Source organism: Nonomuraea guangzhouensis (assembly GCF_019396345.1).
Lineage (GTDB): Bacteria > Actinomycetota > Actinomycetes > Streptosporangiales > Streptosporangiaceae > Nonomuraea > Nonomuraea guangzhouensis.
In genome coordinates this window covers 48,727-62,645 of sequence record NZ_JAHKRM010000027.1, presented here as the reverse complement: position 1 = coordinate 62,645, position 13,919 = coordinate 48,727, and the positions used below count along the sequence as shown (strand labels likewise).

13 protein-coding genes are annotated in these 13,919 nt (G+C 68.5%); 6 read left to right on the top strand and 7 right to left on the bottom strand.

Annotated elements, in window-relative coordinates:
- Positions 1–15: 15 nt before the first annotated feature.
- The 4 genes from KME78_RS44100 to KME78_RS44090 all read left to right on the top strand — a co-directional run bounded on the left by KME78_RS44100 (position 16) and on the right by KME78_RS44090 (position 3,942).
- Positions 16–831 carry an AraC family transcriptional regulator gene (locus KME78_RS44100; RefSeq protein WP_219535759.1) on the top strand — a complete coding sequence of 272 codons (816 nt, stop codon included), beginning with the start codon at positions 16–18 and terminating at the stop codon, positions 829–831.
- 277 nt (positions 832–1,108) lie between these two features.
- Positions 1,109–2,374 carry an SUKH-4 family immunity protein gene (locus tag KME78_RS65210; RefSeq protein WP_246653235.1) on the top strand — a complete coding sequence of 422 codons (1,266 nt, stop codon included), beginning with the start codon at positions 1,109–1,111 and terminating at the stop codon, positions 2,372–2,374.
- A gap of 10 nt (positions 2,375–2,384) precedes the next feature.
- Entirely contained in the window at positions 2,385–2,816 is a 432-nt protein-coding gene (locus tag KME78_RS44095) for a type II toxin-antitoxin system PemK/MazF family toxin (protein WP_308127359.1), read from the top strand.
- Positions 2,817–2,856: 40 nt separating this feature from the next.
- Complete coding sequence (locus KME78_RS44090; RefSeq protein WP_219535755.1) at positions 2,857–3,942, top strand: NAD(P)/FAD-dependent oxidoreductase; 1,086 nt, start codon at positions 2,857–2,859, stop codon at positions 3,940–3,942.
- 18 nt (positions 3,943–3,960) lie between these two features.
- Here the strand turns inward: KME78_RS44090 and KME78_RS44085 are convergent, their stop codons facing one another.
- The 5 genes from KME78_RS44085 to KME78_RS44065 form a co-directional block, all read right to left on the bottom strand.
- The gene (locus KME78_RS44085; RefSeq protein ID WP_219535753.1) at positions 3,961–5,871 is read right to left on the bottom strand and encodes a hypothetical protein; all 1,911 of its coding nucleotides are present in this window, start codon (positions 5,869–5,871) and stop codon (positions 3,961–3,963) included.
- Between the two features lie 87 nt (positions 5,872–5,958).
- On the bottom strand, positions 5,959–7,560 hold the full coding sequence (locus KME78_RS44080) for an alpha-amylase family glycosyl hydrolase (RefSeq protein ID WP_219535751.1): 1,602 nt from the start codon (positions 7,558–7,560) through the stop codon (positions 5,959–5,961).
- Positions 7,557–8,432: a carbohydrate ABC transporter permease gene (locus KME78_RS44075; protein WP_219535749.1), complete on the bottom strand. Its 876-nt coding sequence runs from the start codon at positions 8,430–8,432 to the stop codon at positions 7,557–7,559. The genes KME78_RS44080 and KME78_RS44075 overlap by 4 nt, the downstream gene beginning before the upstream one ends.
- Entirely contained in the window at positions 8,429–9,319 is an 891-nt protein-coding gene (locus tag KME78_RS44070) for a carbohydrate ABC transporter permease (RefSeq protein ID WP_219535747.1), read from the bottom strand. Before KME78_RS44070 ends, KME78_RS44075 begins: the two co-directional genes overlap by 4 nt.
- A 38-nt stretch (positions 9,320–9,357) precedes the next feature.
- Complete coding sequence (locus KME78_RS44065) at positions 9,358–10,644, bottom strand: ABC transporter substrate-binding protein (RefSeq protein ID WP_281429043.1); 1,287 nt, start codon at positions 10,642–10,644, stop codon at positions 9,358–9,360.
- A 131-nt stretch (positions 10,645–10,775) separates the two neighbouring features.
- Between KME78_RS44065 and KME78_RS44060 the strand changes: the two genes are divergently transcribed.
- Together KME78_RS44060 and KME78_RS44055 are read left to right on the top strand one after the other, a co-directional pair.
- The gene (locus KME78_RS44060) at positions 10,776–11,492 is read left to right on the top strand and encodes a FadR/GntR family transcriptional regulator (RefSeq protein WP_219535743.1); all 717 of its coding nucleotides are present in this window, start codon (positions 10,776–10,778) and stop codon (positions 11,490–11,492) included.
- A 7-nt stretch (positions 11,493–11,499) separates the two neighbouring features.
- Complete coding sequence (locus KME78_RS44055; protein ID WP_219535741.1) at positions 11,500–12,594, top strand: D-2-hydroxyacid dehydrogenase; 1,095 nt, start codon at positions 11,500–11,502, stop codon at positions 12,592–12,594.
- A 54-nt stretch (positions 12,595–12,648) separates the two neighbouring features.
- Here KME78_RS44055 and KME78_RS44050 read toward each other — a convergent pair whose 3' ends face one another.
- A complete protein-coding gene (locus KME78_RS44050) occupies positions 12,649–13,380 on the bottom strand; it encodes a nucleotidyltransferase domain-containing protein (protein WP_219535739.1) in 732 nt (243 codons plus the stop codon).
- A 110-nt stretch (positions 13,381–13,490) separates the two neighbouring features.
- Positions 13,491–13,907, bottom strand: a complete 417-nt coding sequence (locus tag KME78_RS44045) for an HIT family protein (RefSeq protein WP_219535737.1) — start codon at positions 13,905–13,907, stop codon at positions 13,491–13,493.
- Between the last annotated feature and the right edge of the window lie 12 nt (positions 13,908–13,919).

Genomic DNA, 13,919 nt, shown 5'->3' with positions numbered 1-13,919 from the left:
CGTAGGGTTCCGCACGTGCGTTCAGCCGTCCGTCTCGGCACCGGGTCCGGATTCTCCCTCGACGCGGTGACCTGCCACGACGACCACCGCGGGTGGTCGCGGCCCGAAATGAGCTCCGCCTACCGGGTGGTGCTGGTGCGCCGCGGCCGCTTCCACCGCAAGGCCGACGGGCGGGCCGCCGTGGTGGATCCGACGATGGCCTATCTCGGCATGCCGGGCGAGGAGGAGCACTTCGCGCATCCGGCGGGCGGCGACGTGTGCACCTCCCTGTCCGTGTCGCCGGACCTGTGGCGCACGCTCGCGGGCGGCAGCACACGGCCGTCCCGTTCGACGATCTACGTGGACGCCCGGCTTGACCTGGCCCATCGCCGTTTCCTGACCGCCGCCCGCACCGGCGACCCGGCTTTCGAGCTCGCCGAGGCCCTGCTGCCCCTCGTCTCCACCGCCCTCAGCCAGCTCGCCCCGCTGCCGGTGCCGCGCGAGAGGTCACAGGTGATCGTTGAGGGTGCCCAGGAGGCCATCGCCGCGGGGCATCCCGCCGCCGATGGGCTCCTGCCGCTGGCGGAGTTGCTGGCCGTCTCGCCGTACCAGCTGAGCAGGGCGTTCACTCGGGAGCTCGGCGTGTCGCTGACCCACTACCGCAACCGGGTGCGGGTCGGGCGGGCGCTCGACCAGCTCGAGGGCGGCGCGGCCAACCTGGCGCTGCTGGCCGCCGAGCTGGGGTTCGCCGATCAGGCCCATCTGACCCGTACGGTCCGCCGCCACGCCGGCCGCACTCCCGCGGCGCTACGCCGCCTGCTCGCCCCTCCTGGGCCGAGGCCCGCGTCGTGACCGTCGCCATGGCGGCGCCGCTTGGCTCCGGCCCACCGTGGCACGCACACCAGCGCCACTCTCTCTACCGCTGTCCTCGGCTGCGGGCCGAACGAGCGTGACCTGCGCCTGGTCGGCCGACAGGTAGGGCCGAAGCCGAAGCCAGCGCCGACCAGCGCCCAGATCCGGCCGGAGTTACCCATGATCACCGATGCTGGTAATCCGCAGACACGAGCGATAACGGGTCACTACGGTCTTTTTCGGTCGGACAACCCCACTCCTCTGAAAGGGAAATTTCATGGCCGTAAGCGAGGACGACGTCGTCACCCTGGAAGTCGGCAAGGCGAGGGAGCTCGGGTTGTCCAAGGCCGACTTCGTGTTTCTCACCGAGACCGGGCTGCCCAGGGTCGCGGGCGGGCACTTCTGTACGGACATCCCCGACGGGCCGCTCGGGCTGTTCGGCGTCCGCCCACTCGGCGAGGACAATCGAGCCCTGATCCTGGGCGGAATCGGACCCGACGGCGACATGCTGTACTTCCTCGATCTGAACGAGGGAGTCGTTGTGCTCCTCTCTCTTGGGGAGGCCGACGAGGAGCCCCAGTTCGAGGTCGTGAACACCACGCTGACGGCCTTCGCCGCGTTCGTTCGCCAGGTGGGCGCGTACATGCACTCGCCCCGGGCGGAGCGGCCCGCAGACGACAAAGCCCGGCTCGCGGAGATCGCCGCAGGGCTCGAAGAACTCGATCCCGAGTCGTTCAGACATCCGCACTGCTGGTGGGCGATGGCGCTCGCCCGGCTCCGGCGGGAAGCGGCCAGGCGCGAGAGGGCGCATGCGCCTGCCGAGTCGCGCAGCGACGCCTTCGACCGGGCCCTCGACCGGCTCGACGAGGCGGGGTGGCGGCAGGTCACGGGCAAGGAGTTCGCTTCCGCGACCGGCGAATACGGACTGCTGACCCTGCCGGACGACTTCACTGACGCGTTCTCGGCCGACGGCGCTCAGCACCGGGACGTCGACGTCCGCTGGAGAGGCGGTCTTCCGTCGGAGATTCAGTCGCTCTTCGCCCGGGAGGGGATCGTGGTCCGCGTCCCTGAGGACGAGCCGGAGGAAGAGGACGACTTCGATGCCGCGATGGAACGGCTTATGGCAGCGGCCCACGGCCCCCAGGAACCGGGCGAGGGCACCGTGACCTGCCTGGCCACCACGGAGACCTCGGACCTGTGCCGGATCATACGGGCCTTCGAACGCCTGGCCGCGAAGGGCTACGTCGCCGAGCCCGCCCTCTGGCCCACCACATCGGGATGCTGGCAGCGCGTTGCCGAGCGGACCGAGGACATGGAGTCGCCCCGGGCCGTCTTCTGGAACACCCAGAGCCACGACACCGCCTTCGACGCCAGTGGCAACCTGGTCGGCGAGCTCTACCTCGGATGGGCAGGCGACCATGAGGAGATCGCCGCGGCCCTCGCGGAGACCGGGCTCGCCATGCAGGTGCCCGCGGACAAGGGGACGACCTTCATCCTCGGTCCCGCCGTACAGGATTCGATCAACGACGGCCCGGTGGCGTAAGCTCCGACGCGTGCGTGATTCAGCTGAGGACCCCCGGCCCGCCCGTGGCGCGGTGCGGGAGATCCACTCGCTCGACCGGGCCGCGACGCTGTCCTACTCCCCCGACCTCGACGGGCTGGCCGACCCCGGCGAGATCGTCTGGGCCTGGGTGCCCTACGAGGAGGACCCGGAGCGCGGCAAGGACCGGCCGCTGCTGGTCGTGGGCCGCACCGGGCGCAGGCTGCTCGGCATGATGCTGTCCAGCCAGGGCGACGACGGCCCCGACTGGCTGGAGATCGGCGTGTGGGGGCGCGACGGCAAGACGTCCTACCTGCGGCTGGACCGCGTCTTCGTCCTGGACGAGGACGACATCAGGCGCGAGGGGGCGGTGCTCGACGGTCACCGCTTCGCCCGCGTGGCGAGCCATCTCATGAAGACGCACGGCTGGTCCGCCGGCGGCTGACCGGCCGCCGCGCCGGCGCCCTGGCTGCGATCATGGGGGCATGCGTGTTGCGGTGATCGGTAGCGGGATCGTCGGAGCGGCCGCGGCCTGGTGGCTGAGCGGGCGCGGAGTGTCCGTGACGGTGGTGGACGGGGCCTTCAGCGGGCGGGCGACGGAGGCGGGCGCGGGGATCGTGTGCCCGTGGGTGGACCATGCCGAGGACGACGCCTGGTACGCGCTGGCGCGTGAGGGCGCGCGCCGTTACCCGGAGCTGGTGTCGGCGCTGGGCGTGGACATCGGGTACGCCCGGGTGGGGGCGCTGCTGGTGGCCCAGGACCCGGCCGAGCTGGAGCCGGTGCGTGCCCTCCTGCTGCGCCGCCGTCCGCATGCGCCGGAAATGGGCGACATCACGGACGTGGCGGCTCCGTCGGCGCTGTTTCCGCCGCTCGGCCCGGGTCTGAGCGCGATCCACGTGCCGGGGGCCGCTCGGGTGGACGGTCGGGCGGTCCGTGACGCCCTCCTCCACGCCGCCGTGCGCCGGGGCACCGAGCTCCGTACAGGGACCGCGACCCTCACCCCCGGCGGCACGGTGCTCCTCCACCCCACCGCCGGGGAGACCGGGATACCAGTGGCGGCCGAGGCGGTGATCGTGGCCGCTGGGGCCTGGAGCGGGGAGGTGTGCCGGGCGCTGGGGGTGGAGCTCCCGGTGTTCCCCAGGCGGGGGCAGATCGTGCATGCCGCCCTCGACGGCGTGGACACCGCCTCCTGGCCGATCGTGCTGCCGCGGAGCGGACCGTACCTGCTGGGGTTCCCCGGCTCGCGGCTGGTCGTCGGCGCGACCGTGGAGGACGCCGGTTTCTCGCCGTGCGTCACCGTCGGCGGGATCCACGAGGTGCTGGCGGCGGGCCTGCGGGTGGCGCCCGGTCTGGACGGCGCGAGGGTGGTGGAGACGAGGGTGGGCCTGCGGCCGGTGCACGCGGCGGGCACGGCGCTCATCGAGCGGCTGACCGAGCGGGTGGTGGTGGCGACGGGCCTGGGCGCGTACGGGCTGACGGCGGGGCCGTTCACCGGCGAGATCGCCGCCGCGCTCGCACTGGGCGAGCCCTCGCCCATCGACATCCGCCCCTACGCGCACACTCCAGCCTGAGCGCCCGCCGGCAAGGGGTCAGCGGACTGTCGGCTCGTACGAACCGAGAGCCGGGTAACCGTCCTCCATCCAGGCGCACATCCGCCAGTTCAGCTCCCACAGACGTTCGCGGTCGGTCGTGTAGAGGGCGTACGTCTCGGCGAAGAACTCCTTGTTGGAGCTCTGCCCGTACGCGGTGAACGGCACGAAGCCAACCCGGCGGGCGTAAGCCGCGAACCTCGCCAGCGTGAATCCGGGCGCCGCCAGCCCGGGAATGAGCGTGTGGCGGCTCAGCAGTACCTCGGTGACCCGGACGACCTTGCGTTCCTGGGCGGGGAGCAGCGCGTCGAGGTCTCGGGCGGCTTTCATCGTGGGCTCCGCCGTGGCGACGGCCGTCTTCTGGGCCTCCGCGTAGCGGGTGAGGAGCGCCTCGGGGTTCGCGGGCACGTCCGTTCTGAGGGCCTGCCAGCAGGCGTGCGCCGCGTCGGCGAAGGCGTCGTTGGCGTCGGTGTAGGCGCCGTAGGCGAGGGTCCAGGCGGTGAAGGCGGCGACGAACTGGTCGGTGGTCGGCAGGGTGCGCAGGTAGCCGTTGAGCTGCTCGTAGGCGGTCCGCGGCTTGTCGCGGAGCCGGGCCAGCGCCCGGAGGGCCTGCTCATGAGGGCACATGGTGACCACGTGGCCGATCTCGTGCAGGACGGTGTCGTCCCCGCCGGGCCCGCAGTCCCCCGGCGGGCCACACGCCGTACGCGCCATTTTCTCAAAAATGACGTCATAGCAGTGCACGTGCGGCGTCGGCTCGGCGGGCGGACCGTCGAGGTCGTCGCCGCCCATGCCGACGTGGGTCATGCCGCCGTGGAAGCTGGCCACCTGGTCGGAGGTCAACGCGACGTCGCGGACGAGCGAGGTGCCGATGAGCGCGTCGCGGTCGCCCGCCGGGATGCGGTCGAGCACGGAGGCGACCTGGCCGAGTTCGGCGGCGGTCCACTTCCTCTCGGCGCGTGCGGCGCCTCGTGGCCGATCGCCCACGCCGCCGAGCTGGAACGTCTCCTTGAGCGATGCCTTGCGCTCGTCCACGGTACGCGCCCGGGACAGCCACGCGGGCAGCGGCCGAGCCGCGCCGTCGCCGAGCCGCTCGGCACGCACGCAGCCGTTGTGGTCAGTGACCAGTTCGTAGCGCGCGTACCCGCCCGGGACGGGGATGGTCAGCGGCCAGACGGCGCCCCGAAGATCCAGGGGCGCGCCCTTGAGCGTCATCTCAGTCGCCCGCAGGACGGCGTATTCGACGGCGTCGCGCTCGTGCGCGGGCACGAAGGAGAGGTCTGTCGTGTACCCCTCCCCCTCGATGTCCCGGCTCACGTTCGCGTACGCCGTGGGCAGCTCATACGGCGGCAGGACATACCGGTACAACGTCAGCCCAGGCCCGTTGCCGCCCCCGAGCAGCAGATGCACGACCCGGCGCGTCAGCACGGGAAGCGCGGTGTCCTGGTACAGGTCCTGGCGAGTGAGCGCGCGTAACCTGACGGCGCCGTCGGCGCAGGGACGAACGGTGACCGCGCAGCGGCGCAGTCCGGCGAGTATGCGATCGCGGACCCGGTTGTCGGTGAGGCTCATGGCGGGCCATCTGTCGAGGAGCGCGAGCAGGTAGGCGCCGAACACGCGCTCCCAGTCGTTCCCCAGCGTGTCGCCGTCCTCCACGGTCAGGGCGACACCGGCCAGCTCCGCCGACGTGATCGGGCTGATCTCCAGCCACTGGCTGAGGAAGTCGCCGAACGTGAACGCGTCTTTGTCATGGTCGTATGCGGTGCACGCGGCGACGAGCAGCGCGGCCATGGCTTTGAGGCGCTTGGCCCGGACCTGGCGATCGACAGCCACCCGGCTCGCGGCCAGGGCTTGCCGGACCTCGATCAGCTTGCTGAGCACCGCACGCGAATCGGACAGTCCCGGGTCCATGGATTCCCTCCCCATCGCTGGAACGTTCCCGACGCTAACCTCCGGGGGTCTGGTTTCCTATGCCGTGACCGGAACCGGCCACTTGTCCTAAGTCACGGCAAGGAGTCGTGCCTCGAACGGTGCGAGGTCGATCGCGCCAGCCTGTTGGTCTCGTTCACCGGCGGTCGCGTGCGACGACCACAGCGCACGTCCGGTGCCGCTGAAGGCGATGCTCTGATGACGCTCGGAAAGATTCACCGCCACAAGAACCGCGTCTTCTCCGTCGCCGCGCAGGTAGGCGAGATGGTCCGGATGAGCGGAAAGCACGGTGATGTCGCCTCGGCGCAGGACGGCCAGCTCTCGCCGGAGCATGAGGAGTTCTTTGACGAGGCAGAGAACCGAGCGGGGGCTGAGTTCCTGGCTCTCGACGCTGAACCGTCCCGCCCACGACGGTATGGGCAGCCATGACTCGACGTCATCGGGAGTGAATCCGGCCCGCGCCGGCTTCTCGCGCCATGGCATGGGCATCCGCTGTGGGTCCCTGCCGAGCCCGAGGCCGGGCGCGCGGAGCTCGGCGCAGTCGCGGGCATGCGCGCCGTCGACCGGGGCGTCGGGCAGACCGAGTTCGTCGCCGTAGTAGAGCGTCGGCGTTCCCTTGAGCGTGAGCAGCAGGGCCAGCGCGCCGGGGACGCGTTCCGGTCCGATTCGGCTGGCGAGACGAGACCTGTCGTGGTTGCTCAGCACCCAGTTGGGGTGCGAGCCGGGCGGGAGCGCGGCGTAGTAGCGCTGGATGAGGTTCGCCAGGTCGAGGCCGTTCCAGGGGGTGTCGATGAGGGAGAAGTTCATCGCGAGGTCCAGCCCCCGCCCACCGAGAGCGGCGACACGTTCCAGCTTGAGATGGAGTTCGCCCATCAGCATCCGGTCGTCGTACTCCTCGGTGACCGTGTGCATCCGCGCGAGGAGCCCTGGGAGTTCGGGCTGGTCGGCGGTGTACTTCTGGACCTGCCGGACGGTCGTATGGGCGGCCGCGCCACCGATCTCGAACGACTCGCCGCCGTCATCCATGGGATTGTCACGCAGCTGCGCGTCCTTGATGAGCCGCCACACCGCGTCCACGCGGAACCCGTCGACCCCGCGGTCGAGCCAGAATCTCATCACGTCGAACATCGCCTGTTGGACGTCCGGGTTGCGCCAGTTCAGGCTCGGCTGCTCGGGGAGATGCGCGTGGTAGTAATACTGGCCGGTCGGCTCGTGGAAGGTCCAGGAGGAGCCGCCGAAGGCGGAGGCCCAGTTGTTGGGCGGGCCGCCGTCCGGTTTCGGATCGTGCCAGATATACCAGTCCCGGTGTGCGCCGTCCCGGCCGGACAGCGCGTCACGGAACCATGGGTGCTCGCTGGAGGTGTGCTGGGGCACGTAGTCGAGTACGACACGTAGCCCTCGATCGTGCGCCCCTCGTACGAGCTGATCGAAGACCGCCAGATCGCCGAACGGCGCCCCGACCTCCGTGTACCCGGACACGTCGTAACCGAAGTCCAGCAGCGGTGAGGCATAGACCGGGCTCAGCCAGATCGCCGTCACACCGAGTGCCGCGATGTAGTCGAGGCGCCGCTCCACGCCCCACAGATCGCCGAACCCATCCCCGTCGCCGTCCTGGAAGGACGGCACGTACACCTGGTAGAAGACCCCCTCGCGCCACCACTGCCCCGTCATCCTTTCACCGCACCCGCGGTCAGGCCGGACACGATCTTCTTCTGGAAGACCAGGACCAGGAGGACGAGCGGGATGGAGATGATCACGGACGCGGCGCTGATCGTGCCGAGCGGCTGCTCGTACTCGCTGGCGCCGGTGAAGAACGCGATGGCGACAGGGACGGTACGAGCCGTGGGACTGTAGGTCAACGTGGCCGCGAGCAGGAACTCGTTCCAGGCGAAGATGAACGCGAGGATGCCCACCGTGGCGATGCTGGGCGCGGCCAGCGGGAGAATGACCTTGTAGTACGCCAGGAACGGGGACGTGCCGTCGATGTACGCCGCCTCCTCGAGCTCCACGGGGATCTCTTTGAAGAAGGACACGAGGGTGTAGATCGACAACGGCAGCGTGAACGTCAGATAGGGGATGATCAGTCCGACGAGCGTGTTGTAGAGCCCGAGATCGTTCCACAGGGCGAACATCGGCGCGGCGATCGCGATGCCCGGGAACGTGGTCACGGACAGCACGATGCTCAGGATGAGGAACTTGCCGCGCATCGTGAGCCGCGCGAGAGGATACGCGGCGAACGACGCGACGGTGAGCGCGAGGATCGTGGTCGTCGTCGCCACGATGATGGAATTGACCAGCGCGCCCAGGAATCGGCTGTCGCCGAGAACCGCCAGGTAATTGTCCAGCGTCGGGCGCGGCGGGGTGAGACTCGCCGTCGAGAGATCGGGCCCGGTCTTCAACGACGTGTTGATGAGCCAGTAGAGCGGCACGAGCGAGAAGACCATGACGATGGCGACGGCGCACCAGACCAGCGGGTTGTGTTCGGCTCCGCGCCGTCGCCGCCGCCGGGTCGACGGCCCCTGGCCAGTGATCGCGTTGGTCATCGCGAACCTCCCTTGACGACCGATCGGATATTGCCGCCGACGAAGCGGATGTAGAGGAAGGACACGAGCATGACGATCGCGAAGGTGAGGATCGACACCGCGGACCCTTCACCGATCAACTGGTTGCCCCGCAGGGTCTGGTAGGCCAGGACGGACATCGTCTCCGTGCCGTACGCGCCACGAGTCAGCACGAACGGAAGGTCGAAGACACGCAGAGCGTCGAGGGTCCGGAAGATCATCGCCAGCGCGATCGCGGGCCAGAGCAGGGGCAGGGTGATGTTCCAGAAGTGCCGCAGAGCGCCGGCGCCGTCGAGCTGCGACGCCTCGCGCAACTCGGCCGGAATGACCTGGAGTCCGGCGAGTACGAGCAGTGCGACGAAGGGCGCGGTCTTCCAGACATCCGCCAGGATCACCACCGTCATGGCATATCCGCTCTGACCCAGCCAGACCACACCGGTGTCGGTGAGGCCGAGGGCGCCGAGCATGGTGGAGACGAGACCCAGGTCCGGGTCGAAGATGGTCCGCCACGTGATGGCGCTCACGACGGTCAGGATCGCGTACGGGAGCAGCACGATACTGCGCAGCAGCGGCCTGAACCGGAAGGCGATGTTCAGCAGGAGCGCCATCCCGACCCCGGCGAGCAACTCGAGCGGGACCGAGATCAACGTGAAGACGAAGGTGTTGCCCACGGCCGCCCACCACGCGTGCGAGGTGAGCTGTTCGATGTAGTTGCCCAGGCCGACGAACCGCGAGAGCCCAGGGGTGATGACACTGTACTGGTGCAGCGAAAGCCAGATGGCGTAGAGCACGGGATAGCCGGCGACGCCGGCCATGAGGATCAGGGCGGGTGCCACCATCCGCCCGGCGAGGCGCCGCTCATCTGACACCGGAAGGTGCTTCGAGGATCGGAGGAATCGCATAGCTGTCAGAACGTCTTCAGGGCGCTGGCGATCTTGTCCGCCATCTGCGGTGCCGCCGCCTGCGGAGTCAGCTCTCCGGAGAGCACCTTCCCCACGTTCTGGTAGATCGCCTGCGAGATCTGCGGGTAGACGGGTGACACCGGCCGGGACTTCGCGCTCGTCAGCGCCTTCAGCAGCTCCTGCGAGAACGGCAGGGCCTTCTTGACCGGCTCGGAGGTGTAGGCCGCCGCGATGGCGGGAGCGAGCGAGTTGCCGACCGCGATCTGCTCCTGCCACTGGTCACTGGTCATGAAGTCGATCATCGCGAGGGCGCCCGCCTGGTTCTTGGAGAACGTGCTGACGGCGACGTTGCTGCCACCGAGCACGCCGACGCCACTGCCTGGCGTCTTCCAGCCGGGGAGTGGCATCACGGCGAACTTGCCGGCGATGGCCGACTTCTGACCGGCGGCGTAGGCGTACGGGTAATTCCGCATCGTCGCGCCGGCGCCGGCCTCGAAGGCGAGGCGGGTGGCGTCCTCGTCGTAGGTCAACACGGTCTTCGGCGCGGCGCCCTTGGTGATGCCGTTCTGCATGAACGTCAGCACCTCGACCGTCTTCGGCGAGTTGATGGCGACCTCGCCCTTGTCGTTCAGCACCTCACCGCCCGCGCTGTAGAGCTGCTCGAGGAAACTGACGGTGAGCGACTCGCTCTGCGATGCCTGGTAGAGGAATCCCTTCTTGGGGTCCGCCTCACCGTATGAGTAGAGCTGCTGCCAGGTTTGCGGAGCTTGCGTCTTGTCGGTGCGGTAGTAGAGCAGGCCCGTGTTCGAGTAGAACGGGACGCCCCAGTATTTGCCCTTGTAGAGCAGGGTGCCGGCAGTGGAGGGGATGAGTTTGTCCAGCTTGGACGCGATGACTTTACTCGTGTCCGCGAGCCACCCCTGGGCGGCCAGCTGCGCCGTCCACACCACATCCAGCCGGAAAACATCACACTGGGTCGACTTCGTCTGCATGCGCTGCGTAATCTGCTGAAGCTGGTCGTCGGCCGCCGCCCCCAACTCCGTGTAATTGGCCGACATCCCCGGGTGCGCCTTATTGAAGGCCGCCATCGTCGCCTTCCACACACCGGACGAGTCCGTTGGCCCACAAACCGTAATATTCCCCTTCGCCGACTTGGCCAGGGCGGGATCGAGTGGCGCACTGGTGGCGCCTGACTCCGAAGGGCCGGAACACGCCGTGAGCGCTACCGCCAATGTGGAGACCGCTCCGATCACCGTGACGGCACGGAGGAGACGTCGTTCACCTGTCAACATCATTGCCGCTTTCTCTGGTTGCTTCTGGGCGTCGCAGCGCCACAAAGCGAGTAGGCCGGGGATTTGCCGCTGCACCGGATTATCGATAGAATCCGATTGATCCTATTTGTAGGATGAATGGAGTAGATCACATGATCGAACCTCGTGTCAAGGCGACCAGGAGGAACCTGTCGGCCTCGATCGCCGATGACCTGCTCTTTAAGATCAAGAGCGGCCAGCTTCCGCCGGGCTCGAAAGTCCCGGGCGAGAAGGAACTCATGGCCGCCTATGGGGTGGGCCGCAACACCGTCCGGGAGGCGGTCCAGTCACTGGTCACGATGGGCTACCTCGACGTCCGCCCACGCGTTGGCGCGAGGGTGACCTCCATCCCGGTCGACGAGGCGGTCGAGGCTGAGGCCATCTCGGCATTGCTGGCGGGCGAGGCCGTTGGGGACATCTACGAACTGCGGCGCGTGCTGGAAACCGAGATCGCCAAGCGCGCGGCAACCGAGGCGACACCCGCCGACCTCGAAGCGATCACCCTCGCGCTCGAGGACTACGAACGCGCTCACCGGGACGGCCATGGCGCCTACCGTGCCGACGTCGCCTTCCACGCGGCGCTGGCGGTCGCGAGCCACAATGTGGCGTTCCGCAACGTGCTCGAGGGTGTGGGTGACCTTCTTCTGAACGCGCGCCAGTTGACCGATCATCTTCCTGGCGCGATCTCACTTGCGTTGAAGGAGCACACGGAGATTCTGCGGGCGGTCGAACAGCGCGACCCCGAGAAGGCGCACCACGCGATGAAGGTTCACATGGACACTTCCGTGGAAGCGTGGAAACGTGCTCAGCGGCTCTTCGTCGAGAGCTGAGCTGTGAATGAATGGTCATGACCAGCCGACCGAGGAACGACTTTTGCCCGGCCAGAAACGCCTTCGAGTAGCTGTTGCCAACCCCCTTCACGAGGAGTCGTACCAGCGCATTATTGACCGCGAACCGCGCGTGACCCTGCTGAATGACCCCTCGTTGCTTCCTCCCATACGTCACAGGGCGGACTTCTCCGGCGACCCTGAATTTCGGCGGACCCCTGAACAGCAAGCGGAATTCGAAGCCCTCCTCAATACGGCCGACGCGCTGCTCGGAATCCCCGACGTCGATCCTGCGGCGCTTTCCCGGACGGTGCATGCGAATCCGCGTCTTCGCTGGGTGCATACGACGTCAGCCGGTGGCGGCCAACAGGTCGGAAGAGCCGGACTGAGCCCTTCGCACCTCCAAAGAGTTGTTTTCACCACCTCCGCCGGCGTACATGGATCGCCGCTATCCGAATTCGTGGTGCTGGGCATCCTTTGTGGCGCCAAAGACCTGCCCCGGCTGTTGCGGCTGAAAAACCAACGCCACTGGGGCGACCGGTGGATGTCGCGGCAGATCTCCCGGCAAAAGGTATTGATTCTCGGCTTCGGCGGAATCGGTAAGGCCGTTGCCCGATCTCTCTCGGCGCTCGGCATGAATGTTACGGCGACCTCGCGCCACGCCGACGCCGAGCACCCGGATGTCGACCGGTTCGTCAGCCTCGATGAGGCGATTGATGTCATCGGCGATATGGATGCGATCGTGTGCGCGCTACCAGGAACGGATCTCACGAAACGGATCGTCGACGAACGACTGCTCGCACGGGTCAAACGCGGTGTCACGTTCATGAATGTGGGCCGCGGCAGCGTGGTCGACGAATCAGCTCTCATCGCGGCGCTGGAGGACGGGCGGATCGGTTTCGCGGCGCTCGATGTGTTCGACGTCGAGCCGTTGCCTCCTACGAGCCCGCTCTGGGCGTTGCCCAACGTCTTGATCAGTCCGCATACGGCGGCCCTCGCGGCCGATGAGGAGGCGGCTGTCGTCGAGTTGTTCGCCGACAATGCCACTCGGCTGCTCGACGGGCAGCCGCTCGTGAACGTCGTGGACACGGTTGAGTTCTACTGACCGGGACCGGCGTCTTTCGTCGTGTTCAGGCCGTATTCGGCAGCCAGGACGGCGTCAGTCGAGAGTCTCCTCCACGAGGTCGAGGTAGGCGTGCCCGGCGGCGACGCTGTCGGGCACGCCGCCGCCGAGCACCGCGAATCCGTTCAGCATCTGGCGCAGCGTGGCGAGGTGGTGCCGCCAGGAGGCGCCGGGTGCGTAGGGGCCTCCTAGGAACTCGATCATCCGGGCCGTTTCCGGCGAGCGGCGGGCGATCCGCTTGCCCGCGATCGGGACCATCGCCAGCCGCGCGATCTGGTGATCGATGGGCTGCTTGGGAGTCGGCGGCTCGGATTCGCCGGTACTGAGCAGCTCGGAGAAGGTGGCCGGGAGCCGGTCGAAGCCCTGCCGGTCGAGGATGACCGCGCTGCCGGCAGCCCAGCCGGCCCGCGAGATCGGGTGGATGTGCCAGTCGACCCAGAGCGGCAGCCCGTCGACGACATAGTGCAGGCCGAGCGCCCTGGTGCCGCGCGGACCGTTGTGGCGGGCGTCGAAGGCCGCCGTCAACGTTCCCGGGCCGGAAGGGAGACGGCCGGGCACCGCGTAATCGTGGAGGTGCGCGTCGTCCACGAACACGAGCAGGTCGATGTCACTCCAGTCGTCGGCCTGGCCCGCGCCGAGCGACCCCACCAGGGCTGCGCCGGCCACGCCGGGGTCGTGGTGGAGGCCGGCGGTCGCGGCACCGAGCCAGCGGGACCGGATGCCGGCGAGGCGGGGAGCCGACGGCGCCTTGCTACTTTCCGCGCTCATCGGGACATTTCAACGCTCCCGGCGAAGGGGCGGCAAGCTATTAAGATTCGCCGGACCTGGAGGGACGGCAAGCTGCCCGCAGTGTTCGGAGCCCGTCCTGGCGCTCGCCGTCAGCGCCAGGCCCTGATCTCCTCGGCCAACTCCTTGAGGGACTCGACCGGGTGCTCGGCCTCCGTCCACGGCGATGTGAGGTCGGTCGGCTCGAAGCGGGGCACCACGTGGAGGTGGAAGTGGAAGACACTCTGCCCGGCCGTCTCGCCGCTGGCGTGCCAGAGATTGACGCCAGGAGCCCGGAGCGCGCCGACGAGCCGCCGAGACACCTCGACCGCGGCCCGCATGACGTGTGCCGCCGTCTCTGCCGGGATCTCCCCCAGGTCCCGGTGATGCGCTCGCGGGACGACCAGCGTGTGGCCCCTGGTGGCCTGAGCGAGGTCGAGGAAGGCGATGGCGTGCTCGTCCTCGTGGATGGTCTGCGAGGGCTCGGTGCCGGCGACGATGCGGCAGAAGACGCAACTCATGACCGGCATGATCACAGCATG

Bases quoted from the DNA above. Each gene is read 5' to 3' on its own strand.
- KME78_RS44080 (WP_219535751.1), bottom strand. From the start codon at position 7,560: ATGACGGGGCAGTGGTGGCGCGAGGGGGTCTTCTACCAGGTGTACGTG.
- KME78_RS65210 (WP_246653235.1), top strand. From the start codon at position 1,109: ATGGCCGTAAGCGAGGACGACGTCGTCACCCTGGAAGTCGGCAAGGCG.
- KME78_RS44065 (WP_281429043.1), bottom strand. From the start codon at position 10,644: ATGTTGACAGGTGAACGACGTCTCCTCCGTGCCGTCACGGTGATCGGA.
- KME78_RS44055 (WP_219535741.1), top strand. From the start codon at position 11,500: ATGAATGGTCATGACCAGCCGACCGAGGAACGACTTTTGCCCGGCCAG.
- KME78_RS44075 (WP_219535749.1), bottom strand. From the start codon at position 8,432: ATGACCAACGCGATCACTGGCCAGGGGCCGTCGACCCGGCGGCGGCGA.
- KME78_RS44050 (WP_219535739.1), bottom strand. From the start codon at position 13,380: ATGAGCGCGGAAAGTAGCAAGGCGCCGTCGGCTCCCCGCCTCGCCGGC.
- KME78_RS44085 (WP_219535753.1), bottom strand. From the start codon at position 5,871: ATGGACCCGGGACTGTCCGATTCGCGTGCGGTGCTCAGCAAGCTGATC.
- KME78_RS44090 (WP_219535755.1), top strand. From the start codon at position 2,857: ATGCGTGTTGCGGTGATCGGTAGCGGGATCGTCGGAGCGGCCGCGGCC.
- KME78_RS44045 (WP_219535737.1), bottom strand. From the start codon at position 13,907: ATGCCGGTCATGAGTTGCGTCTTCTGCCGCATCGTCGCCGGCACCGAG.
- KME78_RS44060 (WP_219535743.1), top strand. From the start codon at position 10,776: ATGATCGAACCTCGTGTCAAGGCGACCAGGAGGAACCTGTCGGCCTCG.